Source organism: Blautia sp. 210820-DFI.6.14 (genome assembly GCF_020558815.1).
Lineage (GTDB): Bacteria > Bacillota > Clostridia > Lachnospirales > Lachnospiraceae > Blautia_A > Blautia_A obeum.
This window is the reverse complement of sequence record NZ_JAJCKS010000014.1, coordinates 62217-88001: the sequence shown is the minus strand read 5'-3', so window position 1 is coordinate 88001 and position 25785 is coordinate 62217. Positions and strand designations below refer to the sequence as shown.

General features: G+C 40.3%; 33 protein-coding genes and 1 pseudogene. All 34 read left to right on the top strand.

All coding sequences use genetic code 11. From position 1 onward, the window contains the following. The first annotated feature begins 56 nt into the window (after positions 1 to 56). The 34 genes and pseudogenes from LI112_RS11325 (at position 57) to LI112_RS11165 (ending at position 25726) form a co-directional block, all read left to right on the top strand. Complete coding sequence (locus LI112_RS11325) at positions 57 to 779, top strand: response regulator (RefSeq protein WP_227190746.1); 723 nt, start codon at positions 57 to 59, stop codon at positions 777 to 779. Between the two features lie 4 nt (positions 780 to 783). Continuing rightward, positions 784 to 1335: a hypothetical protein gene (locus LI112_RS11320; protein ID WP_144368338.1), complete on the top strand. Its 552-nt coding sequence runs from the start codon at positions 784 to 786 to the stop codon at positions 1333 to 1335. A 77-nt stretch (positions 1336 to 1412) separates the two neighbouring features. After that, entirely contained in the window at positions 1413 to 1673 is a 261-nt protein-coding gene (locus LI112_RS11315; protein ID WP_227190745.1) for a hypothetical protein, read from the top strand. Continuing rightward, on the top strand, positions 1674 to 1835 hold the full coding sequence (locus LI112_RS11310; RefSeq protein ID WP_227190744.1) for a hypothetical protein: 162 nt from the start codon (positions 1674 to 1676) through the stop codon (positions 1833 to 1835). After that, positions 1811 to 2128: a hypothetical protein gene (locus LI112_RS11305; protein WP_227190743.1), complete on the top strand. Its 318-nt coding sequence runs from the start codon at positions 1811 to 1813 to the stop codon at positions 2126 to 2128. Before LI112_RS11310 ends, LI112_RS11305 begins: the two co-directional genes overlap by 25 nt. A gap of 52 nt (positions 2129 to 2180) precedes the next feature. Further along, the gene (locus tag LI112_RS11300) at positions 2181 to 2846 is read left to right on the top strand and encodes a response regulator transcription factor (RefSeq protein WP_005423065.1); all 666 of its coding nucleotides are present in this window, start codon (positions 2181 to 2183) and stop codon (positions 2844 to 2846) included. Further along, entirely contained in the window at positions 2843 to 4264 is a 1422-nt protein-coding gene (locus LI112_RS11295; RefSeq protein ID WP_227190742.1) for a HAMP domain-containing sensor histidine kinase, read from the top strand. The genes LI112_RS11300 and LI112_RS11295 overlap by 4 nt, the downstream gene beginning before the upstream one ends. Positions 4265 to 4363: 99 nt before the next feature. Next, a complete protein-coding gene (locus tag LI112_RS11290) occupies positions 4364 to 5848 on the top strand; it encodes a DUF6034 family protein (RefSeq protein ID WP_227190741.1) in 1485 nt (494 codons plus the stop codon). Position 5849: 1 nt separating this feature from the next. Then, positions 5850 to 6740 carry a hypothetical protein gene (locus tag LI112_RS11285; RefSeq protein WP_055059988.1) on the top strand — a complete coding sequence of 297 codons (891 nt, stop codon included), beginning with the start codon at positions 5850 to 5852 and terminating at the stop codon, positions 6738 to 6740. Between the two features lie 18 nt (positions 6741 to 6758). Continuing rightward, positions 6759 to 7487, top strand: coding sequence for an ABC transporter permease (locus LI112_RS11280; protein ID WP_227190740.1), 729 nt, complete (start codon positions 6759 to 6761; stop codon positions 7485 to 7487). Continuing rightward, positions 7465 to 8181, top strand: a complete 717-nt coding sequence (locus tag LI112_RS11275) for an ATP-binding cassette domain-containing protein (protein WP_005423055.1) — start codon at positions 7465 to 7467, stop codon at positions 8179 to 8181. Before LI112_RS11280 ends, LI112_RS11275 begins: the two co-directional genes overlap by 23 nt. A gap of 2 nt (positions 8182 to 8183) precedes the next feature. Then, positions 8184 to 9482, top strand: a complete 1299-nt coding sequence (locus LI112_RS11270; RefSeq protein WP_227190739.1) for a hypothetical protein — start codon at positions 8184 to 8186, stop codon at positions 9480 to 9482. Next, positions 9479 to 10186: a hypothetical protein gene (locus LI112_RS11265; protein WP_227190738.1), complete on the top strand. Its 708-nt coding sequence runs from the start codon at positions 9479 to 9481 to the stop codon at positions 10184 to 10186. The genes LI112_RS11270 and LI112_RS11265 overlap by 4 nt, the downstream gene beginning before the upstream one ends. 414 nt (positions 10187 to 10600) lie before the next feature. Further along, positions 10601 to 11578: a M28 family metallopeptidase gene (locus tag LI112_RS11260; protein ID WP_227190737.1), complete on the top strand. Its 978-nt coding sequence runs from the start codon at positions 10601 to 10603 to the stop codon at positions 11576 to 11578. A gap of 140 nt (positions 11579 to 11718) precedes the next feature. After that, entirely contained in the window at positions 11719 to 12093 is a 375-nt protein-coding gene (locus tag LI112_RS11255) for a hypothetical protein (protein ID WP_055066324.1), read from the top strand. 258 nt (positions 12094 to 12351) lie between these two features. Continuing rightward, positions 12352 to 12537 (top strand): hypothetical protein, encoded by a 186-nt coding sequence (locus LI112_RS11250; RefSeq protein ID WP_055066323.1) that lies wholly within the window; start codon positions 12352 to 12354, stop codon positions 12535 to 12537. A gap of 332 nt (positions 12538 to 12869) precedes the next feature. After that, positions 12870 to 13241 carry a GntR family transcriptional regulator gene (locus tag LI112_RS11245; RefSeq protein ID WP_055066322.1) on the top strand — a complete coding sequence of 124 codons (372 nt, stop codon included), beginning with the start codon at positions 12870 to 12872 and terminating at the stop codon, positions 13239 to 13241. Positions 13242 to 13256: 15 nt separating this feature from the next. Then, positions 13257 to 14120 (top strand): ABC transporter ATP-binding protein, encoded by an 864-nt coding sequence (locus LI112_RS11240; protein ID WP_055066321.1) that lies wholly within the window; start codon positions 13257 to 13259, stop codon positions 14118 to 14120. After that, a complete protein-coding gene (locus LI112_RS11235; RefSeq protein ID WP_055066320.1) occupies positions 14108 to 14740 on the top strand; it encodes an ABC-2 transporter permease in 633 nt (210 codons plus the stop codon). Before LI112_RS11240 ends, LI112_RS11235 begins: the two co-directional genes overlap by 13 nt. Before the next feature lie 157 nt (positions 14741 to 14897). Further along, complete coding sequence (locus LI112_RS11230; RefSeq protein WP_227190736.1) at positions 14898 to 15260, top strand: sigma factor-like helix-turn-helix DNA-binding protein; 363 nt, start codon at positions 14898 to 14900, stop codon at positions 15258 to 15260. A 24-nt stretch (positions 15261 to 15284) separates the two neighbouring features. Beyond that, positions 15285 to 15484 (top strand): annotated as a pseudogene (locus LI112_RS11225) (helix-turn-helix domain-containing protein). Positions 15485 to 15920: 436 nt separating this feature from the next. Further along, entirely contained in the window at positions 15921 to 16199 is a 279-nt protein-coding gene (locus LI112_RS11220; protein WP_055066319.1) for a type II toxin-antitoxin system RelB/DinJ family antitoxin, read from the top strand. A gap of 216 nt (positions 16200 to 16415) precedes the next feature. Then, positions 16416 to 17378 carry a S1 RNA-binding domain-containing protein gene (locus LI112_RS11215; RefSeq protein ID WP_110925766.1) on the top strand — a complete coding sequence of 321 codons (963 nt, stop codon included), beginning with the start codon at positions 16416 to 16418 and terminating at the stop codon, positions 17376 to 17378. A gap of 91 nt (positions 17379 to 17469) precedes the next feature. Continuing rightward, complete coding sequence (locus LI112_RS11210; protein WP_055066318.1) at positions 17470 to 17922, top strand: zinc-finger-containing protein; 453 nt, start codon at positions 17470 to 17472, stop codon at positions 17920 to 17922. Between the two features lie 18 nt (positions 17923 to 17940). After that, positions 17941 to 18597 (top strand): hypothetical protein, encoded by a 657-nt coding sequence (locus tag LI112_RS11205; RefSeq protein WP_117592333.1) that lies wholly within the window; start codon positions 17941 to 17943, stop codon positions 18595 to 18597. Between the two features lie 68 nt (positions 18598 to 18665). After that, positions 18666 to 19355, top strand: a complete 690-nt coding sequence (locus LI112_RS11200; RefSeq protein ID WP_173772259.1) for a hypothetical protein — start codon at positions 18666 to 18668, stop codon at positions 19353 to 19355. Beyond that, positions 19315 to 19818 carry a hypothetical protein gene (locus tag LI112_RS11195; RefSeq protein WP_049940373.1) on the top strand — a complete coding sequence of 168 codons (504 nt, stop codon included), beginning with the start codon at positions 19315 to 19317 and terminating at the stop codon, positions 19816 to 19818. Before LI112_RS11200 ends, LI112_RS11195 begins: the two co-directional genes overlap by 41 nt. A gap of 113 nt (positions 19819 to 19931) precedes the next feature. Beyond that, the gene (locus LI112_RS11190; protein ID WP_005423033.1) at positions 19932 to 20159 is read left to right on the top strand and encodes a cold-shock protein; all 228 of its coding nucleotides are present in this window, start codon (positions 19932 to 19934) and stop codon (positions 20157 to 20159) included. Between the two features lie 475 nt (positions 20160 to 20634). Next, positions 20635 to 20766, top strand: coding sequence for a hypothetical protein (locus LI112_RS18190; RefSeq protein ID WP_005423021.1), 132 nt, complete (start codon positions 20635 to 20637; stop codon positions 20764 to 20766). A gap of 18 nt (positions 20767 to 20784) precedes the next feature. Beyond that, positions 20785 to 21897: a hypothetical protein gene (locus LI112_RS11185; protein WP_118044338.1), complete on the top strand. Its 1113-nt coding sequence runs from the start codon at positions 20785 to 20787 to the stop codon at positions 21895 to 21897. A gap of 56 nt (positions 21898 to 21953) precedes the next feature. Beyond that, positions 21954 to 22472 carry a hypothetical protein gene (locus tag LI112_RS11180; RefSeq protein WP_015525057.1) on the top strand — a complete coding sequence of 173 codons (519 nt, stop codon included), beginning with the start codon at positions 21954 to 21956 and terminating at the stop codon, positions 22470 to 22472. Positions 22473 to 22488: 16 nt separating this feature from the next. Continuing rightward, a complete protein-coding gene (locus LI112_RS11175; protein WP_227190735.1) occupies positions 22489 to 23202 on the top strand; it encodes a hypothetical protein in 714 nt (237 codons plus the stop codon). Positions 23203 to 23238: 36 nt separating this feature from the next. Further along, positions 23239 to 24396 (top strand): ERF family protein, encoded by a 1158-nt coding sequence (locus LI112_RS11170; RefSeq protein WP_227190734.1) that lies wholly within the window; start codon positions 23239 to 23241, stop codon positions 24394 to 24396. Positions 24397 to 24460: 64 nt separating this feature from the next. Further along, positions 24461 to 25726, top strand: coding sequence for a hypothetical protein (locus LI112_RS11165; protein ID WP_227190733.1), 1266 nt, complete (start codon positions 24461 to 24463; stop codon positions 25724 to 25726). Positions 25727 to 25785: the final 59 nt, after the last annotated feature.

The window sequence follows — 25785 nt, the reverse complement described above, 5'->3', positions numbered from 1 at the left end:
AGAGCCATTGAGCAAGAAGCCCCCACTTCAAAATCAGAGATTTAAGTGGTGGGAGGATGTCACAAAGAATCCTTATGAATATCATAAGTAATGCTGTCAAATACAATAAAGAAAAAGGAGTAATACTGCTTAGCTATTATGAAACACAGGTGGATGACAGGCACATACTGTTTGAGTTTCACTGCAAGGATACCGGAGTTGGAATGAGTAAAGAATTTCAGAACCATATTTTTGAACCATTTACTCAGGAAACAGGCGGTGCAAGATCTGTTTATGGAGGAACAGGTCTTGGTATGCCAATTACAAAAAAACTAATAGAGAAAATGGGCGGTACGATTAAATTTGAAAGCGAGAAAAATGTAGGAACCACATTCATGGTACAGCTCCCATTCCTTATTTCTGCTGATATGAAGCAGGCAGAAAGCCAGGAAGACGATGTATCAATTGAAGGCATGAGAATCCTTTTGGCCGAAGACAATGAATTGAACATGGAAATTGCAGAATTCCTTCTGACAAATGCAGGAGCAGAAATTATAAGGGCTTCAAACGGTAAGGAGGCTGTTGAAGCATTTGCAAAATCAGGTGTTGGTGAGGTCAATGTAATTCTGATGGATATTATGATGCCAGTTATGGATGGCCTGGAAGCTACCAGAGAAATACGTACAATGAACAGAAGTGATGCATTTTGTTTATATATTCCCTTATTTTGTACATGGACTCTTTTATATGGAAGGTGTATAGTGGATGAAAACTATATGATAAAGATTATGGAGGCATAAAATCATGGCTGACTTGATAAATTTTGTTACACTGTTGAATGGAAAATTTGATAATAAGGATCAATTTGAGAAAATAAGTAAGACAAATCCACAGTATCCATATGCAAAGCATATCAATACAATATGTAATTCCAAAATTGCAAATCTCCCAAATGATTTCGAAGGCATATTTATGATTGAAGAGAGCTATTATTCTGTACAGGGAACTACCCGCTCTTCTTCACATTTGTTTCTTTTCATGGAAGAAAGCAATTCAATAAAACTTATTTCTTATGAGATACCGGAAGGATATGATAAAAAGAATTTTACTTACAAAATGTTTAAAGGTGCCGACTATGATCAGCTAAAGTGTTCTGCAAAATTCACTCCTGCATTTTTCAGAAAATCAGGTGATACATGGGAAGGCGGAAGTGTAAGTATGTTTTCTCCCGTATTGAAATTTTCTCTGCATGAAAAGTTCACTGAAAATCAATTGGAAGTATCAGAGTCCATGGAAGTAAATGGGAAAAGAACTTTTGGTTATGATGAGCCGATTATTTACAAACGAATAAAATAGAACATTGACAGGGGATGCTCTGCTAAAAAGATTGATTTGTTAAGAAGAGCAGAATTCCAAAAGAAAGAGGAATACGTATGAACATTGTTTTTTCATCTGATAAGAAAGAATATAATACTATTAAAAAAGGTACTGAAATACTGCTGGCTGAAAATGACGGTTTCAACCAAAATATAGAATTGTTTGTTAAATTTCAGGACAGACCAGAAATATTGATCAATAAAAGAAAAAACCAGATTCATATCATCTGTCGGGAAATATCTCATTATTACCGTGCACTTAATTATGCCATACATCATATGAAAGAGGATGAATTTCAATATCAAGAGCATGTCTGAATGGATAAGATTCGTGATTCTGCGGACATTCTCCAGCCTGAAAAAGAGGAAACTTATCAGTTTATTGAAAAGCTGCTCAGCTCAGTAAAGGAGAATTTTCTACCAACAGGGTACATCTTGGAATGGATGAGGCTGTCATGCTGGGACTTGGAAATTATCTAAAAGAAAATGGATATAAAAAAGGGTCACTGATAATCAGGGAACATTGTAACAGGGTCGTAGATATTTGCAGAAAATTAGAATTAAAGCCTATGATATGGAGTGACATGTACATTACAGCAAATTCTACAGGCGGATACTATGATCTGCCCGAAAACACGGACTGCTCCAAATGGGAGCATGTGTATAAAATCAGCATAACGGTTTATACAGGAAATCAAAACTATTCTCACAGAATGGTTTTGGTTTCCTTTTTTGCTGTTACAAATCAGTTACAACTGCATTATAGAATTTAATGTATAATTAACCTGTGAAAAGATAGTTATAAAAACATGTGAGGTAATAATTATGAAGGCAAGAATTCTTGTGATAGAAGACGAAATGTCAATCAATGACCTGCTATGTATGAATTTGGAGATTGCAGGGTATGAAACAGTAGGATATCTGGATGGAAATGAGGCATATGAAGCAATTATTCAAGATCATGCATTTCAGTGTGCACTTGTAGATATCATGCTTCCCGGAAGAGACGGATATAGCCTGTTACCGAAACTGAAGCAGTATGAAATCCCCGTAATATTTCTTACCGCAAAGGGAGATATCGCGAGCAAGATAAAGGGATTAAAAGACGGTGCAGAAGATTATATTGTAAAACCATTTGAAATGCTGGAAGTGATGGTCCGTCTTGAAAAAGTACTGGAACGTAATGGCACTGTACAAGAACAGATTCAAATTGGTGATGTCATCATTGATACTGCTAGTCGTACTGTTACAAAAATGGGCATGGAAATCTATTTAAAGCCAATGGAATATAACTGCCTCATGGTGTTCGCCAAAAATCCGAACAAAGCACTGACCAGGAATCAGATTCTGCAGGAACTGTGGAATGAAGAGTTCTGCGGAGAAACAAGAACTGTGGATGCACATGTGGGTCGTATCAGGAAAAAGCTTGGCTGGCAGGATAAGATTAAAACAATTCCCAGAATCGGTTACAGACTTGAGGTGGATTTATGAAACTCTTAATAAAGATTTTTTTTCAGACTACATGTATTATTCTGTTGGTATCGTCAGGGATCTTTCTCTATACCACTTATTGTTGGAAAAATCAGAGTATACAGAATATCAACAGTTATGAAAGCAGTATATTCAGAACAAATATCTTACAGTTTGAAAATAAAACAAGCCTTTCCGACAATCAGAAACAGAATGCCGACAACGAAATGCGCCCCCAAATAGTTACTTATGCTTTTCGGCAGGTTTTTCATGACAGCGCGGTTTTATATCTTGATGGAAAAATGACCTATAATGGAACTGTTTATGAATTCGATGTAAAAAAGTTAAGAGAATTATGTGCAAGTAAGGCAAACATGGTGGATCATGGCAGCAACAGTGATGGTCATGACCCTATGATCAGTCAGATAAATGGAAGGACACTTTTGTTATTTTACTATGGCAATGTAAATATGGGATATCAGATTGTTACTTATAAAGATATAACAGATGTAATAGAAAAAAGTCATCTGCTGTTTTTTCAGACGGGTGGATTTACTTTATCTTTGATCGTGGTGATGGGAATTATCCTTTATTTGAGCCTTCGAAAAATCACAGCACCGCTTACAAGCCTAAGAGAAGCTACGCTTCTTGTTTCTGAAGGTATTTATGATTTTAAAGTACCGTCAGAGGGAAATACAGAACTTGCGCAGGTAGGTGCAACCTTTAATTTTATGACAGGTAAAATAAAAGAACAAATTGAAAGTCTTTCTAACATAAACCGGACACAAAAACAGCTTATTGGAAGTCTGGCTCATGAGCTGAAAACCCCAATGACTGCAATCATAGGCTATGCAGATACATTGCTTACTGTGCGCCTGACCCCGGAAAGGCAGGAGAAGGCTCTGATTTATATCGAAAATGAATGTCGCAGGCTTTCAAGACTTTCTATGAAAATGCTGGAATTAACCGGACTCTACGAAGCTTCGGAAGACTCATTCAATCCAGTGGAAATACAGGTGGATAACTTCCTGAAAGAAGTAAAAGAAATCATTGATTGCAGGCTTCAAGAAAAAAATATCTCTCTTGATGTATTTTGTGAACCAAAAGAATTGGTAAAGAAGTTTGATCAGGACTTAATGATAAGTGTAGTGACAAATCTAATTGATAATGCAGTCAAAGCTTCCAGGAAAGAATCTAAAATTGTGCTTGAGGCAACCCCAGACCATCTGATGGTTCAGGATTTTGGAAAGGGAATACCGAAAGAGGATCTGGAAATGGTGACGGAACCATTTTATATGGTAGACAAATCTCGTTCCAGGGCAAAAGGAAGTGTAGGGCTCGGTCTTTCTTTATGTCAGAAAATTATAGAACTGCACGATTTCCAACTGAAGATTGAAAGCAATCCGGGAAAAGGAACTACCGTCTCTGTTTTCTGGTAATCACACTAATGTTTACATATCAGTTACAAATCGCGAAAGATTTGGTGTAATGCTTGATGATATACTTATAACAACCTTAGAAAGGAGATATTACCAGAAATGAGAAAAAACATAAAAAAGTTTGCAGGAATAGTGCTTTGTATTGGAATGTTTACAGGATGCGCACAGACCCCGGATTCTTCTTTGGTAAAGCCGAAGGGGAGCAAGGCTGTAGATGCTTATACGGAAGCGGATGATGTTAGCGGTTCTAAAGGAGAAGCATCTGAAAGCAAGAACGATGACGGTTCAGAGTCAAAGACAACCATCAGGAATCTCATTGATGCTCCTCAAAATTATAAAAGCCATGTGGAAGATGACAGTGCCAAGCTCGTGGTAAATACAGATGCAAGCGTAGAAATTCCGGAAGTGGAAAAGATATCTGCTATTTCTGTCACCGCGGCAGAAGTTACCCAGGAGCTTCTCGACCGTATTACAAACGCATTCTTCTCAGAGGCGAAACTTTATACCATGGATAGTTATTACGTGAAGACAAAGGATGAAATTAAAAAAACTCTGGATGAACTAAAAGAAGACGTTGCAAACGGAAACCTGGATCCGTATAACTATGGAACAGATGATGATGGGAATTATGTCTATGATATCTATGAAGATATTGAGACATGGGAACAGGAATACGAAACTGCTCCGGAAAAGAAAACCCTGACAGAGGCAAAACCTGTTGCCGGAAATGATTTCGATTGTATTGCACAAATGCCAGACGATTCACAATACTATTATATAACATCTTACACTGGCTCCGATACCTTGTCAGTCAAGATCAAGAAAGCAGCAAACAAGGGCGGGGAAAAAATACCGGAGGATGCAATGTGGTGTGATTACGGATATTCTGAAGAGGAAGAAAAACCCACAGAAGAATCAATCGGGCTGTCCCTGGATGAAGCAAAAAAACTTGTAAAGGAAAAAGTTGAAAAAATGGGCATCACAGATTTACAGTTTTCTAACTGGAATTACGCGGTGTGCAAAAGTTTTGAAGGCGATAATAGTTCAGGTAATTTTGGAAATGGATATAGAATTGATTATGCACGTACCATAAATGGTGTGCCGGTCACTCAGACAATTGCAGATGGTGGGGCATTGGAAGATATGGACAGCACAATGGAAACATGGTCTTATGAAAGTCTCTGTTTCTATGTCGATAAAGATGGCATAGAAAGCATGACTTATTCAAATCCCTACACAATTGGTAAAATAAAGACAGAGAATTTAAATCTTCTTTCGTTCAGCGAGGTTATGAAAATTTATGAAAAAATGATGGTGGTAACAAACGCTGATAATATGCAATATGAAAATTCCAGGGTCTATAATATTGATCGGATCGTTCTTGGTTATGCCAGAATATATGAGCCGTCTACTGACGCACACACAGGTATTTTGATCCCCGTCTGGGATTTTTTCGGCAGCATGACTTCAGAAAGTGAATATAACGGAGAAACAGAATCAAATACCAGTAAAGATCCGAATGAAAGCTTCCTTACCATTAATGCCGTGGATGGCAGTATTATAAACCGGAATCTGGGTTACTGACATGAGACAGGTATTTGGAATTGTACGGTACAATTTCTTCGGATTTTTACGCAATCCAAAAGTTATTTTTATATTTCTGTTAGAATTTGTACTTAGTTTCCTGCTTACAGGCAGAATCATGGTTGTAATGGAGACCTACGATACACCGGTACAGGCCATTGAACCATTTATCTGGACATTTGGGGATGGGATAGCAGTACTGTCCAGTTCGCTGCTCTTGCTTCTTATGTTTTCTGACCTGCCGAAGATGACACCTATTACTCCATACCAGCTGACCCGGACAACCAAGAGGAAATGGCTTTTAGGTCAATTCATTTATGTTATTCTTGTGACTGTTTTATATACGGTTTTGATGCTGTTATTTACGGCCGTGCTGTGTATGAAAAAGAGTTATCCGGGTAACCTGTGGAGCGAAACTGCGGCCATGCTTGGTTATTCAGAATTAGGAAAAAACCTGCAGGTCCCTTCTACAGTAAGGGTCATGGAAAGTATCTCACCCTATGGCTGTATGCTGCAGGTTTTCTTCCTTCTGTTTTGTTATTCGCTGACCTTAAGCTTTGTAATCCTTGTAGGAAATCTCTATAAAGGGAAGACTAAGGGGATGATTTTTGGTCTTCTTTACAGTGTCTTTGGTTTTTTATTGGACCCGAAAGTACTGGCTGCAATTTTACATAAAGAAAAATACGAAATGTATCAGGTAAATGTATTAATCTGCTGGATCAGTCCTCTGAACCAGGCAGTATACGGAAAACATAACTTGGGTTATGATCCATTGCTCCCGAAAATCTCGCATTCCTATATGTTTTTTCTGGGTATTTTAGTTCTTCTTGCAGTTTTTGCAATTAACCGGATGAAAAAATATACCTTTGAATTTCTTGGAGAAAAGACATGATCGGAAGGGGGAAAACCTGTGTGGGGTGAAACAAAACGTATGTTTTTTAATAAGAATTTTCTGGCAGCATGGCTGATAGCCTGCATTTCCATAGCCATTGGACAGACTTATCCCAGCTTAAAAAAAGCACTGACATGTGGTACTTTTATCAGTATACTGGAAGGTTCTCTAAAAAGCCAGGCAGTATCTTTTGCCATTCCGGTAGCAGCCGTATTGCCATGGAGTGATTCCATTCTGCAAGAATATAAAAGTGGATTTTTAAAGGAGATACTTCCCAGAACGACTCGCAGACAGTATATCGAAGGTAAAGTTTTTTCCATTATGGTATCTGGTTTTATGGTCTGGACGTTATCTATACTAACGGTACTTTTTATCAATTTTATTGTGTTCTATCCGCTGGAGATAAAGGGTGCTATTCAGAAAGAAGCACTTCTGGACTTACTCATGAAGGCATTTCGGACAGGACTTATCGGAAGTATCATAAGTACTTTCGGTGGAAGCTGCGGGATTTTATGGGATTCTGCTTACATGGCATATGGAATCCCTTTTGTAAGCTTTTATTTCGGAATTATCCTTCATGACCGCTATTTTAAGAATCAGATATGGTTTTATCCAGTAGAATGGATACTGGCTGATGAAAATTGGGGACCGGACAAAATAGGAGTTTGGCTATTTCTACTGTTGTTTTTATTAGTAATGCTGGGAATTCTGGGAGGTGTTTTATATGGAAGATTGGAAGAAATCTGAAGGGACATTTAATCTGGCCTGTGATCCGCAAAGAGCAAGTGGAATGATGCAGAACACCTGCGTAAAAATAGAACACGTGACCAAACGTTTCGGCGAAGACATCGTGTTACAGGAAGTAAATCTTTCCCTGAAAACAGGGAACGTCTATGGGATTGTTGGAAATAACGGTTCCGGAAAGACCGTTCTTATGAAATGCATCTGTGGGTTTCTCCCTGTAACTACGGGCACTATTTTTGTATTTGGAAAAAAAATAGGCCATGATGTGGATTTTCCTGAAAGTCTTGGAGTTATTATCGAGACTCCCGGTTTTCTTACACAATATACGGGCTTTAAAAATCTGGAGATCCTGGCAGACATGAATGGCCGGATTTCGAAGGCCGATATCCGCATAGTCTTAAAAAGGGTAGGATTGGATCCGGACATGAAGAAACCAGTCGGAAAATATTCCCTTGGAATGCGTCAACGCCTTGGTATTGCACAGGCCATTATGGAAGATCCTCTGTTTTTGATCCTGGATGAGCCGTTTAATGGACTGGATAAACATGGCGTGGAAGAAATAAGAGAACTGCTGCTGGATTTAAAAGCAGCAGGAAAAACCATTTTGCTGGCAAGCCATAATGAAGAGGACATCAGAATCTTATGTGACCACGTATATGAAATGGATGGAGGAATCTTAAGAGAAAGGACTGCCTGATAATGAGAAATTTATTTGTAAAAACGGCATTGGTATTGTGTACGACAATAATATTTCTTCCAGCTACCGTTTTTGCCACAGAGCCTCAAAACACGGAGATTACATCTGCTGAAGAAGGATTTACGGACTCAGATCCGTCCGTATCTTATGAGAATGATAACTCGTTAACCCTTGATAAAAAAGAGGATGATTCTACGAGTAGCGAACCTCCGGCAGAGGATGAAAAGACTCCTGATAAAGCTGATACCGATAAAGAAAATCCGGATCCGGATATTTTTACATCAGGAGATGACTTTGGTGATGGTTCTAAATCGAATCCTTTTCATGTTGTAATAGACAGTGATAATCCGGAGGACGGTGACGCCCCGCAGATAACAGATCCGGTTATAGACAACGGAGGGTATTCGGGCGGCGGGGGAGGAGGTAATTCAACATCAGACTCATCAAGTGAAAAAATATTACATAAACCGCAGGTATTATTAGAAGACAGCAATCTTTCAGGTGGACGATTGGAGGCTGGTTCTACAACAGAAATGTCGCTGACATTTCGAAATAAAAGCTGCAGTCAAAATGTATTTGGTTTAAAAATTTCCCTTTCTACAGAGAACAAAGGAATCGAATTTGAGAAAAACTCTTTTTATGTACAAGTCCTGGCTCCGGGTGAAGCAATTACTTTGGAACAGATGATTACTATAACAGAAAACTGTGATCCTGGACAGGCTGTCATTGCTTTTTCTCTGGATTATGAAGATTCAAAAGCAACGGCAACTACCGGTACAGAATCACTGTCTTTTCAGATCATCCAACCGGTTCGTGTTAAGCTGGAAGCTTCAGATATTCCATCTGTTTTATACACTATGGATACAGTAGAGATCCCGGTAAAAGCAATGAATCTTGGAAGAGACAAAATATATAATGCAAGTGTCAGCTTAAAAGCTGATGAATTAAGCTCAAACGATACTGCATTCTTAGGGACCATAGAGGCCGGAGATTTATCCCAGGGAAGTCTTCGCATATATGTAAAAGGAAAAACAGGAAAATGTGCAGGTCAATTAATTCTTACTTATGAGGATGCCGATGGCAAATCATATGAGGAAGAAATAAAATTTGATTCTGAAATCAAAGAAACCCAGATAAAGTCTTTAAAGGTTGAAGATGACCAGGAGAAAACCAATAACTGGTGGTATTCCATAGCTGCAGTTGTTGCAGTACTGCTTATTTCCATAATCCTGATTCTGGTCAGAAAGCTTCATAAGAAAAATATCCTTCTCGAAGAAGTGAGAAAGGCGGCTTCTCATTGAAAAGAAAAAAAATAGACAGCTTTACCTTATTTGTCATACTTCTGCTGGCATTGATACTTACATTATTAGGAATGCTGCTGGCAGGCATGAAAGAAGAAAAACGGCAATTTACTGTGTTGCTCCCACTTGGAGATCTGGCTTATGATGAAGATTTTTTGCAGAAAGCGAAGAAGATAAAAGGTATAAAAGAAATCTGGCCAGTCATAGAAGTCCCGGTTGTCATCAAAATTGAAGATTATACGGAAACAACGACTTTTTCAGGAATTGATATGAATGCGTTTGGAAAAAATCCAACTCAGAATGAATTGGGGAAGATGCCGTTGTTATTGCTGGGAAATGGTTCCCTACGGGATATGAAAGACTATAATAATCATGCCATTTCAAAAAAACAACAGGAAAAATTTCTAGAGATGGGTGAAAACCTGAATATTTTTTATTCCCTGGATGAAAAAGAGAAGGATACTTCCAAAGCCACAGATGATCTTACTACCTTATCCAGCAATTCCGCAAGAGGACCGCAAACCTCATATATGCCCTGTAAAGCCGCTGTAGTAATAGAAGGCAACGAAATCTACATACCCATTTCCCAGGCACAGGATCTCTGCAGAGAAATAGGAGAGCCTTCTGAGATCAGTAAAGTATATCTAAAAATAAATGGAAAGAATAACCTGGAGAACGCAAAGAAATTACTTTCAGGAATTTAACATAATATATAGCAAGAAGTCTCTTTCCTTTACAGATGTGCAATGAATTGTAAAAGCACTGTACGAACGCTGTAAAAGCAAAAAAGAACACTTGGTTGGTGATGCAGTTCATGGTATAATAGTATCAGTTGATAACATAAATGATAAAAAAGCTAATTTTGTAAAAAAAGAATCACAATGTACATTTGAATATCAGATTTACTGCTTTTTGATCATGTGGTTGTAATGTTCCGTACATAGCCCAGAATGGAACTAAGTGAATTTATCAATGTCTGTCCCTTTTTCAAAATCTGAGATTTAAATGATAATGTTTATGGTATGGAAAAAAGCTTTCGTTGTAGCCTATGGTTCTGCATGGAAAGTTATTGGATAAAAGATACTGATTAATACTTGGTAAAATGAGGAAGCTCACAAATGAAAAAAATTACAATTGCCTTAATTATGGTTATATCATTAATAGCACCAATTCAGACAATGGCGGAGAGTGTTACCCAGAACGGTACAATAATAGAGCCTTTGGAACAGAATATTGAACAGATCATCGATGAAATCACTTCTGAACCGCGTCCAATAAATTCTGATGCAATACAGAATGTAAAAGAATATATTAGTAAATATTTTGGCAATCTGGGATATGACAATATAGAATACCAGAAATTCGAATATAACGATGAAAACAATGAGAATGCAATAAGGCATTCCTCGCAGGCGGATGTGTTTCTGGCATCAACAGCCGAGAATGCAATTGTTGACGGCATTGGTGAAAATATCATTGTGACAAAAAACTCATCCATTGATACTACAAAAAATCTGATCATAAGTGCCCATTATGACAGTGCAGAAGATTCGGTGGGCGCCAATGATAACGGTTCCGGAGTGGCAGCAGTGCTTGAACTGGCAAGGATTTTAAAAGATACAGAGATACCGTATAATATAAAATTCATCCTGTTCTCGGGCGAAGAGAAATATATGCTGGGTTCAAGATGGTATGTTGGTAAGCTGACGGAGGACGAGCGGAAACAGATCATCGGAGTAATAAATATTGATACTATTGCAGAAAAAAGTGATCTGGGTTATATGGCGATGATCGAAGGAAACAAAAGACCAGACAATGCGGAATATGATGATGAGGGATTGAAAAAACTGGCAGAATTAAATAAAAACAGTATGTCAGAACTATTTACACCCAGTGACAGATTTTTCCTGACAATGGCAACCAACAGTGACCATTATCCGTTTGCATTAGTGAATATCCCGGCAGTATCTATTGTCCAGGACTGGCAAGATGGTTTGAACGTGAATGATAGTTCTGATGTAAAAGAAAATATGGATATACAGAGAATTGTGGAAGTGATTGATCAGGTTATGGAAGTACTTCCAACGATCAATTAAATTTATATCAAAAATCTCCCACTAATGGTAGTGCCAGATAAAAAACATTGTAGAAGTCAGTAATATTAATGTTTTTCATGGTGCTAGCACGGTGCGAAGTCGAAATAATCAAATACTGACAGAGACCAGGAGGTGGAATAATGAAAAAATGGATCGTGATGCTGGCGGTACTTGTTATGTTCTGTCTGGCGGGATGCGGGGAAAAGCCGATGACAGCAGTGTATTTTCATACAGATGATAACAGCTGGTATTTTGCGGATCTGGACACGGACACGATTTTCTCCGGAACGATACCGGATAAGCTTACGGATGAGAATGGAAAGAAGCTGACAGAGGAAGATATGACAGACGGAGATGTTTACCTGATCTATGGAGATGGTATCATGCTGCAAAGCTTCCCGGGACAGTATCCGGGAATCACAAAGATGGTACGGAAAGAACAGGGCAATCAGGAAAAGGCCGATCATTACCGGAAAGAGCTGCTTTCCATGATGCGTCCGGTGACTGGAGAGTGATAAAATAAAGCTTTTTTAGAAAAGTATTAAAAGAAAATATATATTCATTTCTTCTATATTTTGATAAACTATATATTAAGACCACTGAGAAGAATAAATTTTAATTGCTTTGTTGAACAGATTGGTATTTACAGGGAGGAATCGTATTTCAGATTCTTCAAGTACATAAGGGTTCACTTTTCGTTGTATCCTAAACGTTATCATTTCAATGAAATATCATGTGAGTAACAAATCTGGAGTTGACTAGGAGGTGATTTTATGAAAAAGTTTATGCCTATTATCTATGTTATAGCATTCGTTATTGGTATTATCTTCATCATAACAGCAGATACAGGAGTGATTACAAGTTATTATCCTGCTTTGATTGCAGGCATAATCATTAGTTGCTTTGCGGGAGTGTTCCTTGCTATCTACTTATATGCTTGGCATAAGCAATCTAAGTGAGTTATGTCAATTTCAAGTTTGTAGAATTCAAAAATTTAATATGAAATGTGAGATAGAGCGTATGGAAATAATCTATACGTTCTATTTTTTTGCCTTTTTAAGAAAAGTGATTAAGTAACTGGTTTGTAAAAACGGAACCAGAATCATCTGGATCCAAGACCACACATAATGCTTATGTGCGGTAAAGTAACACACAAGAATTTGATAGACAGCCACTCACTTTTCCGAATGTATTTACATCTTTTCTCTTGACAGGTTCACACAAATTGCCTAAACTGTACTTATTGAATAAGTACACTTATTACGATAAGTACGCATGGCGAGGTGAGAAAGTGGAGATTATCATAAGTAATAGCAGTGATAAGCCTATTTACGAACAAATCTGTATGCAAGTAAAAAGTTTTATTATGGACGGCACATTATCTGCTGGCGAAGCCCTCCCTTCTATGAGAGCTTTAGCAAAAGATTTACATATCAGTGTTATTACCGTTCAGAGAGCATATGAAGATTTAACGAGAGATGGATTTATAGAAACTGTATCTGGAAAAGGCAGTTTTGTAGCATCACAGAATAGGGAATTTATTCAAGAGGAACAGTTACGAATTGCTGAAGAACTTTTACAAAAAGTCGCAGAAATTGGTCGGGCGCATGGCATTAGTCTTGAGCAAATGACGAATATCTTAAAACTGTTTTACGAGGAGTAACGAGAGGTGACAGGCATGGATAATAACATTTTGGTACAGAATTTATGCAAGCAATTTGAGGGATTTTCTTTGGACAATGTTTCGTTCAAAGTCCCAAAAGGTAGGATTGTAGGCTTTATTGGCGAGAATGGTGCAGGAAAAAGCACTACTATCAATCTGATATTAAATGAACTAAACAAAGATAGCGGACAGATACAGGTCTTTGGAATAGACCACACAATTCCAACAGTCAAAGACAATATTGGCGTTGTTTTTGATGAATGTAATTTTCATGATGTGTTTACAGCCACAGATATTGAAAAAATCTTAAAAGGCATTTATAAGACATGGGATAGTAACCTCTTTTTGCAATACTTGAAAAAATTCAAAATCCCAACCAAGAAAAAGATTGGTGCTTTTTCAAAAGGAATGAAGATGAAACTTTCCATTATCTGCGCTATGGCACATAGACCTCAACTGTTGATTTTAGACGAAGCGACAACGGGTCTTGACCCCATTGTGCGTGATGAAGTGTTAGACCTATTTTTGGAATTTATCCAAGATGAAGATTGCTCTATCTTCTTTTCATCGCATATTACTTCGGACATACAAAAAATTGCAGACTATGTGATTTTAATTCATCAGGGAAAAATCATTTTCGAGGAACAGAAAGATAATCTTGTTTATAATTATGGCGTGGCAAAGTGCGGAAAAGAAAAATTTGCACAGCTTTCCACTGATGATTATATCATACACCGAACTACAAATATGAGCGTGGAGTGTCTTGTTCATAACAAAGAAGCATTCAAACGAAAATACAAAAACATCATTGTGGATAATGCCACATTAGAAGATATTATACTTTTATATGTTAAAGGAGGCACATCATGCGAGGATTGATATATAAAGACATATCCATTTTCTTCAAGAGTATTGATAAGAAACTTATTCTGATTGCAACAGCAGCTATTGTTCTGCTTATTTTCAATGCTGGAATTTATGCTGGCTTATTTGCTTCCGTTATGTTTGCCATGACAATCGGTATGCAAAATATTATGAGTTTCGCAAGTGATGAAAAGGCAAGCTGGAAAAAATATCAATTAGCTATGCCGATAAGCAATTTTACTGTTGTTGCAAGTAAATATGTTTCCGTAATATATACTGTTGCAATCAGCATTTTGGGAAGCATTGCGTTCAATAGTTTATCCAGCATAATTTTTCAAAACTTTGATATGCTTATCTGGTTATTTTCGATTGCAGCAGCAATTATTATCCCATTATTATGGACAGGAATTTGCTTGCCATTAACTTATTGGTTTGGTTTTCGTTCTGCGCAAACTATGGGCTTGATTGTGGTAATTCCAATGTTTTACTTTGTAAAATATTTTGAAGATGGACCGGGAATGGCTACTATGGTAAATTCTGTTCATTCATATGTGCTAATCACAGGGATAGCGGCAATTTTGATTTTTGGAATTTCCCTCATAATAAGCACCATTGGATATAGTCGTAAGAATTAAATCTGCAATTACCATTCAAAAATATCAAACCCAGCCGAGCCAGTCAACGGCAAGTGAATGGGCTGCGCCCACCGTTGACAGCCCCGTCTGTCCCTGCTGGTGGGTAATCAAGGGGCGACAGCAAAAAGTGCTGCCGTCGAAGAAAGGGGGAGTTTCCATGACCGAACAGGAAGCCTATCAAGAACATATCCGCTATACCCATGATACCTATTGCCGGATTGTTATTCGTCATGCGTCCTTTGACGCTGCCCGTATGTTGGCAGCAAGGTGGAAACGGGAAATCTCCCTTGAATATTTGACCGAAGAAAAGTTTGTCCCGCTAAGCACCACAGATGAGTATTTTCAAGTGCCGGACTATGGAGAAACCTATCCGTTTTCTGTCCGGGGGCAGACGATACTTTTAGACAGCCGTTCCCTTGCAGCGGCTCTTGCCCGGCTGCCGGAACAGACACAGGAGGAAATCTTTTTGTATTACTTCCAGCACTTGACGCAGAAAGAAATCGGAGAACAAAGAGGCTGAAAGAGAAAATGGAGGTGTTGTCCCATGAGTAACCGGTTTCTCCCCTATGACACGATTATAGAGGCACATGAGGGTGATCCGAAAGCGGTAAAAGCCGTCCTTAACCGTTCACCGGATATATCCGCTATTTCTCTAAGATGAACGGTTATTATAACTCTGATATGGAGGATTACATCAGAACAAAGCTGATTGAAAGCTTGTTTAAGTTCCGGCTTGACCGATAGCATAAAGCTAAAGGACAATTGATCTTTACATCACATAACTTACGCCCATTGGAAATCCTTGAAAACGATGCTCTGCTTTATACGACTGTGAATCCTGAGAATTGCTATATAAAATCTACTTATATCAAAAATACGCAAAATACCCGGTTATCTTATTTGCGGACAATCAAGCTTAGCGGGCAAAAAGAAAAACTCTACAATGAAACAAATATATATGAGATGGAGCTTGCTATGAGGCGGGCAGGATGGGACTACAAATAACTAAAAGGCCACAGGAATCAGGCAATTATTATCACCACCAAATCCTTCTGTTATACAGGCTTCATCGTGTAGCTAACCTCATTGAATGAATTTATTGTTAAATATTCGTGCAAAATATTTTTTTCTTCGTGCAAATGGCATATACTATAATTGCCAGCAGAAAGGGGTTGATCGTATGGCTAGAAATACCACAAACATCAGTATCCGCATGGACGCAGATTTGAAAGCGCAGGCGGACGCACTGTTTACTGAACTTGGCATGAACCTGACTACGGCGTTTAACATCTTTGTGCGCCAGTCGCTTCGTGAAGGCGGCATTCCCTTTGAAGTAAGGCTGGAACAGCCGAACAAAGAAACGGTTGCTGCCATGCTGGAAGCGGAAAGGATTGCAAAAGACCCGTCTGTAAAGGGCTTCAATGACCTTGACGAGTTGTTTGCTGACCTGAAAAGATGAAAGAAACCGATATGCGACGCTATTGCAATTAAGGTAATATTGACATAGAATTCCATGTATTATAGAATGGTATCTGTAAAAAGAAGGCATGAAGAAAGCAGCTTTAAACGGGCTGCTTTTTTTGTGTCTTCTTTTGTCTTTCCTGAGTACCGGAGGAAAAGGAGTTTTCTGGATGGAGCAGAGAAGACAAAAATAAATAAGAACAGGAGGAAGTATATGGAGGATACCAAAAAAACAGTTTTGGCGGGAAACGGGGAAAAAGATGTTCCGCGTGCAGTCTACGATGGTGTTTTGACAATCGATGTAGACGCGCAGGTTGAAAGCATGGAGGAACAGGAAGAAGCCAGATGGCATCAGCTTTTGAATGCACATCGTACCAGAAAGATCCTGACGGGCCAGCTTGGGGGCATTGAAAAACTGGAGAGTGGATGGATGGTTGCTGTTACATACTTTAATGGTTTCCGGATCATTATCCCAATGAATGAAATGATGATCAACCTTCAGGGAGACGGGCGTGAAAACGCGGATACCTTAAACCGTCAGGTCCGTATTGCTAACAACATGCTCGGCTGTGACATTGATTTCATCATCAAAGATCTGGATAACAAGAGCCGGAGTGTTGTAGCATCCAGAAAAGATGCAATGCTTAAAAAGAGGCAGACTTTTTACCTTGGGGAAGATACAGAAAAACCAATGCTTTATGAAGGCAGGATCGTAGAAGCAAGGGTGATCGCGGTAGCTCCCAAGGCAGTCCGCCTGGAAGTCTTTGGTGTAGAAGTATCTGTCCGGGCCAGAGACATGGCCTGGGAGTGGATGGTAGATGCCGGAGAAAAATTCCAGGTAGGTGATCTGGTGCTGGTCATGGTCAATAAGGTGGAAGCAAGCTCTGTTGACCAGATCATTATAGAAGTGGATGCAAAGAGTCCGACAGCCAATATCAATAAAGATAACCTCCGGAAATGCCATAAACAGGGAAAATATACAGGGATCATTACGGAAGTCTATAAGGGAACCTATTTTATCCGCCTTGATATCGGAGTCAATGCCGTGGCACATTCCTGCAATATGTCCGCACTTCCGGGAAAGAAAGATAAGATCGGATTTGTGGTGACCCGCATCAACGACAACTATGAAGTGGCAGAAGGCATTATCACAAGGCTTATCAAAAGAGCTTCCTGAAAATGTTTTTATGATTTTCAAAGAATTCTGTTGACACAGAAAAAGGGATTTCTTTAACATCGGAGATAAAGATGGAAAGGAGTGACGTCAGATGGCAAAAAAGAAGAAAAAACAGATGCGGGAAACCTTGTACTGTCCATATTGCAAAAGACCCGGGGTACTTAGGCCGGCAGCCTATGTCTATGGGGATAACAACCTGGATCCGGAGAAATACCTGTATGTATGCAGCGGCTATCCTTCCTGTGATTCATACATTGGGGCACACAAAAAAAGTATGCGTCCCATGGGAACCATGGCTGACAGCAATCTGCGTAATAAGCGGATCGAAGCACACAGAGCTTTGGATGCAATCTGGAAAAATGGTTATATGACCAAACACAGCACATATATCTGGCTTCAGAACCGTTTGAATCTCCGGGAAAAGGACACACATATCGGGAAGTTTTCTTATTACCTGTGTGAACAGACCATCCGGGAATGTACAGACTATATAAAAAGCCGAGAGGAAAAAAAGAAATCCCCGGATAAAATAAGCGTGGCATGACGGAAAGGATGGATGCCCTTGAGACTACAGGCGACAGAAGATGATGTATATCATCTGATGGACCTTAAAGAACAGTATTTTATTATGACAGCAATATGCAGTGTGGCAGAGGGAATCAGCGCATACTTTTTCATATACCAGAAAAGATGCTGGGATCTTGCATATTTGTGTACTGCACTGGCGCTTGCGATAATCCTGCTTCTTCGTCAGGCCATAAAAATCAGCCGGAGGATCATGGAGGCAGAAAACTGTTATATGGCACTTGAAGAGGACAGCCTGGCAGTCTGCCAGCCGGAAAAAAACGGAAAATATGAGTCCTGCAGGATCTTTTACGATGAGATGGATAAGATCGTAGAAGGAACCAGACGGGGAGTTCCGGAATTTTATATCGTGATCCGAAAAGAAGGGAAAGAACAGAAAAGCTTTTTCCTTTTGGATGAAGAAGAACAGGAACGGGATGTTTTCTGTGTACGATCCTTTGGCTTTGACAATCAGGGATTCATGGAGTTTTATCGGAAACTCAGGTGGATCGTACCGGGAAGAACAAGGATTATCGGGACCAAAACACAGGAAGTATGGAAACTGCGACGGCCGAATATCGGAATCTGTACGGCAGCAGGCATGCTTTTGGGGTATGTACTTCCAAAACTCCTGGAAATGATGATGTATGGGTAACAAGTTATGAAAGAAAACAGATCAGAAGCAGAGATTAGAAAGAGTGAAAATGACAAGGAGGAAATGTCATGAGATGGTATACAGCAATCGGAATGAAAAAAGATGATGCAGATGGAAGGTTTTGTGTCTGGGTAGATGGGGAAGAAAAAGTACTTACAGAAATGGAAACTATTTTGTGGGCTGCGCTCACCTGGTCTTTCTGTGAAGAGGATAAGGTCCATTCCCAGATGCATCGTCTTCTTGTATTTAGCCTTGGAGAAAAACAGGCACAGGAATGGGCGGACAAAGAGGATTTTCAGTTTTGCCTGAACCGTCTGGTAAAGCGGGGCCTGGTTGTGCTGACAGAAGGATGTACCAGAGAGGAAGCTGTATACAGCATTATCAGCCGGTCAGTCATGTCTCCCATGGCCTTTTCACGGACAGAACGCATGAAGCATTTTATGGAAGCCCTTTCCATGGGAAAAGGACTGAAGTTTTCACTGAGGGCTTTTAAAAAGCCGCTGCTTACAGAAGAGGAATACCAGATACTTTCCAATCTTCAGAGAGAAGGGGATGTTTCCTATCATCTGAAATGCTTAAAAGAAAAGGCAAAAAGCAGGGAACCCAATTTGGCAGATTCCCTCCAGGAGCAGATACAGAGGGAATTTATAATCCGCGTAGCGCAGCTTTACTATAAGAAACAGCTTGTGATCGACTACATAAGAAGGGAGGACTGCCTTGAAGCAAACGGAACATCCGTATTGGCACAGGCTGTATAGATGCTTGGAAGATTTTGGAACACGTTATCAGAATATACCGGATTTTTTTAAGGACAGGATCCAGCGATATGGTATCCTGTCTCTTTTTATCCTGCTTTTCGGATCATTTATGGGAACATGGATGAAAGATAAAACTTTTATTTTCTGGTCTTTTCTGCTTGGGATTATCGGGTTTATAAGAACATATCTTATTTTCCGCACCGCGGATAAAAAGACCTATGAAATCGTGGAAGGGCTGGTAACCGGGATAGACGGGAAAAATCCCTTTGCAAGATTACGGAAGATCCGGGTAAGTGATCCGACCGGACGGCAGAGTGAACTTTTGCTGGATAAAAACGTAAAAGTTTTGGAGGGAAAACGCTATCGGTTTTATTTTGGCATAAATGAAAAGAAGCTGGTAGGAATCCGCCGGGTGGATGCAGCACTCAATAACGGGACTTTTTTGGGAAACGAAGAAATATAAGAGTAAGAGATCCATTTTATAGCAGGGAGGGGAGCACCAGGCATGGTTCGATTCCATGCTGCCCTGTTTCCGCAAAAGACTATTGCGGGAAATACAGCAAAGGAGAGAAGGATATGTCAGAAACACTACAGGGAACCGTGAAATGGTTCAGCGCACAGAAAGGATACGGCTTTATCACCGGTGAAGACGGGATTGATTATTTCGCCCACTTTTCGGAGATCCAGATGGATGGATACCGGAAATTAAGCGGCGGTCAGCCGGTCCTTTTTGAAGCAGGGACGGATGCCAACGGGCGAAGCCTTGCCAAAAATATTTCACCGGCGGATCCAAACGCCGAGTAAGACGTTTTCATAGTGCATGTACAGATCACCTATTCCCCTCAGATACATGCACGTATGCAGACGGATGAAAAGACAGGCGGTATCATGCCGCCTGTCACAACATGTAGCAGAATAATAAAGATAACTCACACAATAACACAATATATAGTTAAAATTAATTGACAACCACAAAATGTTGTGGTAGTCTTTAAATGAAAAATAATTTAACAGTCTATAAAAGACTGTGGTTATTCTTTAGTTCCGGACATTCCGGAAGAAACACTTTGGGGCGGTCTTGCCCTTAATGAGAAAAATGGATATGCAAAATATAAGGAAGATGCAAGAAGGAAAGAAGATTCTTTTTGTGTCTTTTTTTATTGCATAAAAAGCAGAAAGGAGGAGCACGAATGAAACTGTCAGTTAAGGAAACTGCAAAAAGAAATACCTTAAGAACATCAAAAAAAGAAAACACATTGTAAAATCAGGAGGGGCGATTATGGAGACAATTAAATGGGAAAACGCAAATGCACTGGAAATTGGAATGCTTATGGAGATGGCAGAAGACGGCTATGTATTTTGCATCGAAGATGGAAAGATACAGGCTGTTGAAGTCCGGATTTTCAGCTAGCGTGGAAAGGCGGACATTATGTATTATAAAGATGACTTTTATAAGGAGTTCCGGACAGAAAAGGAACTGTGCGAGTATCTGGAAGAGATAGACAGCCGGGCAGAATGGATCCGGATCACCAGTAAGAAATTAAAGGTGGCAGCTGCAGGAGAGGAAACCTGTACAGAGGTTCCGGGTATTTCCCTGGAAGCACTGGAAAAAGATACCTTATCTCATTCCAGGCTGGTTCTTATCCTGCCCGAGAGGATCTGTTATATAGGAAATTCAGCAATCAAATCGTTGAAAGGACGGGCCAGGATTGATGGCAAAGCCCTGGCAGATGTCGATAAGAAAACACTGGCAGAGATCTTGAATAAATGTCTGAAGGTTGCAAGAGGAAGAGCACTGATCCGTTTCTGTGAAGGAAAAATAAGGGCAGTCCTGTCTGGTGATGAAAAAGATTATGCCATCATATCCATGCCGGATATGTACATGGTTACCTCGGCATATATCCATGGGGACTATGAGAAGGCAACGTTTTTAAACGGCTATGCAGACCATTATTCTGTTACGGCGTCCTGGCAGCTGGAAGATACGAAACTTACAGATGTTTATAAGGAACTGATGCAGAATTATGGAAGAAAGACTGATAAGGACATAAAAGCAGTTGTACGGATCACTACGTCAGACGTTGGTGTGTCCGGAGCGAATATTTTTTATTCCCTGCAGGAGCCGACAAGAAATGTAATCCTTGGCAATGCCCTGAAGGTTACGCACAAAAACTGTAAAGGAATGGAAGATTTCACGGAAAACATAGAGTCGATCTTTGATTACTACCGGGAAGTCTTAAAAGGGGTCATGCGGCTGTGTGATATCTGGATCGAGCATCCGGCAAATGCCATGGCAGGGATCATGAAGCAGGCGGGATTTGGAAAAAAACTGCTTGCAGAAACCGTGGAGCAGTTTAAGGCTACTACTGGGAATGAGCCATGCAGCGCATACGAGATCTACTGCGGGATCTGTGAATCCATTACCATTGCAAGGCAGGAAAAGACGAATGAGAGAGGACTTTTAGCTCTGGAAGAAAAAATTGCCGGCTGTGTGTCAAAACGCTGGCATGAATATGATATTCCTGGCACTGTAAAATACTAACAGGATTTAAAAGAATGGAGACAGCATGGACTGTCTTTTTTTGATGGGAGGAAAACATGAAGGTTACGAATGGAAAAGATGTGGCAAGGCTGCTGGTAGATGAATACTTGAACTGCCATCCCACCGGACACAAAAAATTTATGGAGTCCATGGCAAAAGAGCAGCAGGAAATAAAAGACAATTACACTTATCTTGGGTTTGCCTGGCTAAAAGGTCTTTCAGAGGTCAGATATTACGACCTTCGAAACGAAGCCTCGAAACTGATGGCCGATGATCTGTGTCTGCATGTAAAGGAACAGCCAGAAAGGGTGCGCCTGGTGTATGAAGGTGCAGAGGAAATGGAGATCAATCCTTCAGATGAAGAGCAGATGGCAAAAATGTTTACCTGCTACCTGCTTGCAGGAAGTATGGACGGATATGGGGAATTTGTGGATTATGCCCTTGATACCCACCGGACACTGCAGCAGAACCTGACACGTTTTTTTGTGGAATGGTTTGCAAAAGCAGAAAAAGGCTCTGCATTTTTAAAACGGGCAAAGATGGTGTATTCCAGGTATTCCCTGCCATACATCTAAATTACGGAGGTATGTGATGGATAGAAAACTTCCGGACTGGTTAAAAGAGAGCAGGGAGGCAGAAAAACTGATCGCATGGCTGAAATCGCCGGATTGTGAAGTAAAAGAATTTTCCGGACAGCTGTTCATAAAGGCAAGATATGGAAACTGTTTCTTTTTCTTTGACTGTTTAAAGGAAAACAGAAAAACAGACCGGAACTGGTGTGCCGTGATCCACATGCCGGAGTATTCCCTTTATGAAGCAGAAGATCTTTTTCTGAAGCCGATCGGGATACCGGATGATTTTGGTTTTCCTGTGCGTGAGGATCTGATCCCGAAACTGGAAACACAGATAAGCCGCATTGGAAAGAAACTTATCCGGGAACAATGGGATGAACTTTTGTTAAAAGGCGGGTATACAGCTGCACAGATGATCCCGGAGATCAGCAGGGTTTATATCCAGCTAAATGCAGACCGTTTTATTAAAAAAGGAAAGCGGCCGGAGGATCTGATCTATCAGCCGCAGTTTCATTTTGCGGATATGAAGTGGGGATTTTCTGACTGGATGTTTCTGGAATATTTAAGCAACCCACAGTGGGCAGCAGAGCTTTTCGCCCAGAAGTGGTTGCTTGAAAAACTTCCGGAGATCTCAAAAAAGAAGATCTGTATCGGATGTATCCGGGAGGAAATGGAAGAAATGTTAAAAAAGACTGGGACAGGGCCGGAGGTAAGCCTTCCGCGTTCTGCTTAGTATAAAAAATGAAAAAATCAGGAGGAAACGAATAATATGGGTAAATACAATTACATGAATCTGAACCAGAAGATGATCAGGATTAGAAGAAAGGTGCCGAAGCTGATCCGCAAACGGTACAGTGAGGACGTTACTTATGATTTTGTAAAACTGGATGATATCTATGAATGCCTGACACCGGCCCTTAATAAATACGGGGTCGATTTTGACATCTTAAGTGAAAGGCCGACACAGATGGACGAACAGGGCAATTCCGTGTTTTTAAAGGAAATGGGAGCACTCTGGAGATATGAGGCTGACCTGGAGCTGTGCTGGACCAATGCTGACCGTCCGGGAGACAAGGTACGGAGCTTTTTGCATGTCATTGGAACCAATGAAGCACCGGATAAAGCAAAAGGTGCGGCATGGACGTATGGCCTGAAGTATTATTTCTTAAATAAATTCAACATCATGCAGGCATCTGGAATAGACGATCCGGATATGCGTGGGACGGAAAAAGAAGAAATGCCGAAGCAGGAAGCTTCTGTAAAACCGGAAAAACTGAAAAAGAAACAGGAAAAGGCAGAAAAAAAGGACACAGCCGCAAAGCAGGAACAGGCAGAACCGGTTATGGAAAAGAAAACGAACCGTAAACTGCGTGATGGAAATGCCATATCAGAAGGTCCTGTAAAAGTGGAATATGCAGTGACGGATACAGAAGAAAACCTTCCTGGACAGATGACTTTTGGAATGGAAGAAAGTGAAAGCGGACTGGAAGAATTTTCCGATGAAGAAACCAAAGCGGAAGATCCGGTTCAGACCGAGGAAATCTCCGTAGATGAGGAAATTACTGCCGAGACGGATGCAGACGGTTTCCGTGCAGTAAAAGAAACGGATGAAGTTCCATTTGATGAAGATGAGGAGATTTCTTTTGATGCAGAAGAAGAGGAAGAAACACCAGAAGAGACTGCAGAGAAAGTGTTGGAGGATATGGCTCACGAAGAGGATGCAGAGGATGAAGTGAAATGGGCAGAAAAGGTTATCTGCAATTTTGGTGTCTATGCCGGAACCCCTCTTGGGGAAATGATGCAGGATGCCAGAGGTTACCAGACGATCAAATGGCTGGTACAGCGTTACAAAGGCCAGAATCAGGAAATACAGAAAGCTGCGAAGATTCTTTTGGATCATGAAAAGGAAATGCAAAAAGCAGCCTGAAAACAGAGAAATAGTTTGAGGTGGCTCCGGGAACGGGGCCATCTTTTATGAAAAGGAGGAAGGCATGTATGCCAGAGAATCGTTTACGATCGCAGAAGTAGCAGATCTTTTGTCAATCCGAAGACTGAGTGATTCTTACCAGGACGAATTTCCGGTGGAATGTCCTTTTTGCGGGGATTTAAGAGGAAAATGCAGTTTTTGCATCCGTAAAAATGGAGAACTGAAAAATGTTTACCATTGCTATCATTGCGGAGCATCCGGAAACATGCTGACACTGTATGCGGAACTATCCGGCATTTACGGGAGAAACCGGTATAAAGAAGCCTACCGGGAGATAAAGCAGGCACTTTCTTTTTCTGGAACGGATAAAAGACAGCAGTCCACGACACGAAATGGGTTCGCTTCTATCGTTTCTAAAAAGAAACGCATTTCCCTTACGGAAGAGGAATGGGATTACCGGGACCATGTATATAAGGAAATGCTCACTTTTCTTAAGCTTAAGGAAACACACCGGAGGAACCTTCTCCTGCGTGGGCTGACGTTAAATGAGGTCAGACAGATGGAAGAACGAGGTTTTTTAAGTACGGATGAGGAGAATTCCGTGGCCATTGCCAGAAAGCTCTTAAAAAAGGGATTTCGCCTGGATGGGGTTCCTGGATTTTTCATCAACCGGGATGGTGACTGGGAGGCTGCTTTTTATAAGAAGAATAACGGGTATCTTTGCCCGGTCCGGGATGGGAAGGAACGGATCATAGGATTCCAGATCCGGCTGGATATTCCTTTAAAAGAACGGAAGTACCTCTGGTTTACCAGCAGCGGCTTAGAAAAAGGCACATCAAGTGGCAGCCCGGCAGGAATGTTTGGGAAAATAAAGGATGGCACGGTTTACGTAACGGAAGGGATCTTAAAGGCAGAGATCGCATGGATGTGTACAGGAAATCCTTATATCGGAGTCCCTGGAGTTTCCAATCATAAAGGACTGGAAACTGTCTTGCGAAAACTGAAAGAGCAGGGGTTAAAAAGAGTTTACGAATGTTACGACATGGATAAAATGATGGAATTGTCCTGTAAGCACGATGAAAAAAGTGCGTGCCGGCAATGTGAACATGGAATTTATCTGTATCATGGAGAATGCCCCAGAAAGCGCAGAAAGCGGGACATGATCCGAAAAGGCTGTATAAAACTATATGAGATCTGTGAGGAACTGAATGTATCCTGCAAAAGAGTCACCTGGGATACCGATGCATCCGGTACCTGGATGGAACACTACAAAGGCGTGGATGACTGGATCCTTCAAAAAGAGGAAAAAGGAAACAGAAAGACGGCATAAAATGGTTTGGTCAGATAAAAGGGAAACTGGAATTTTTTTCAGTTTCCTTTTTATCTGGC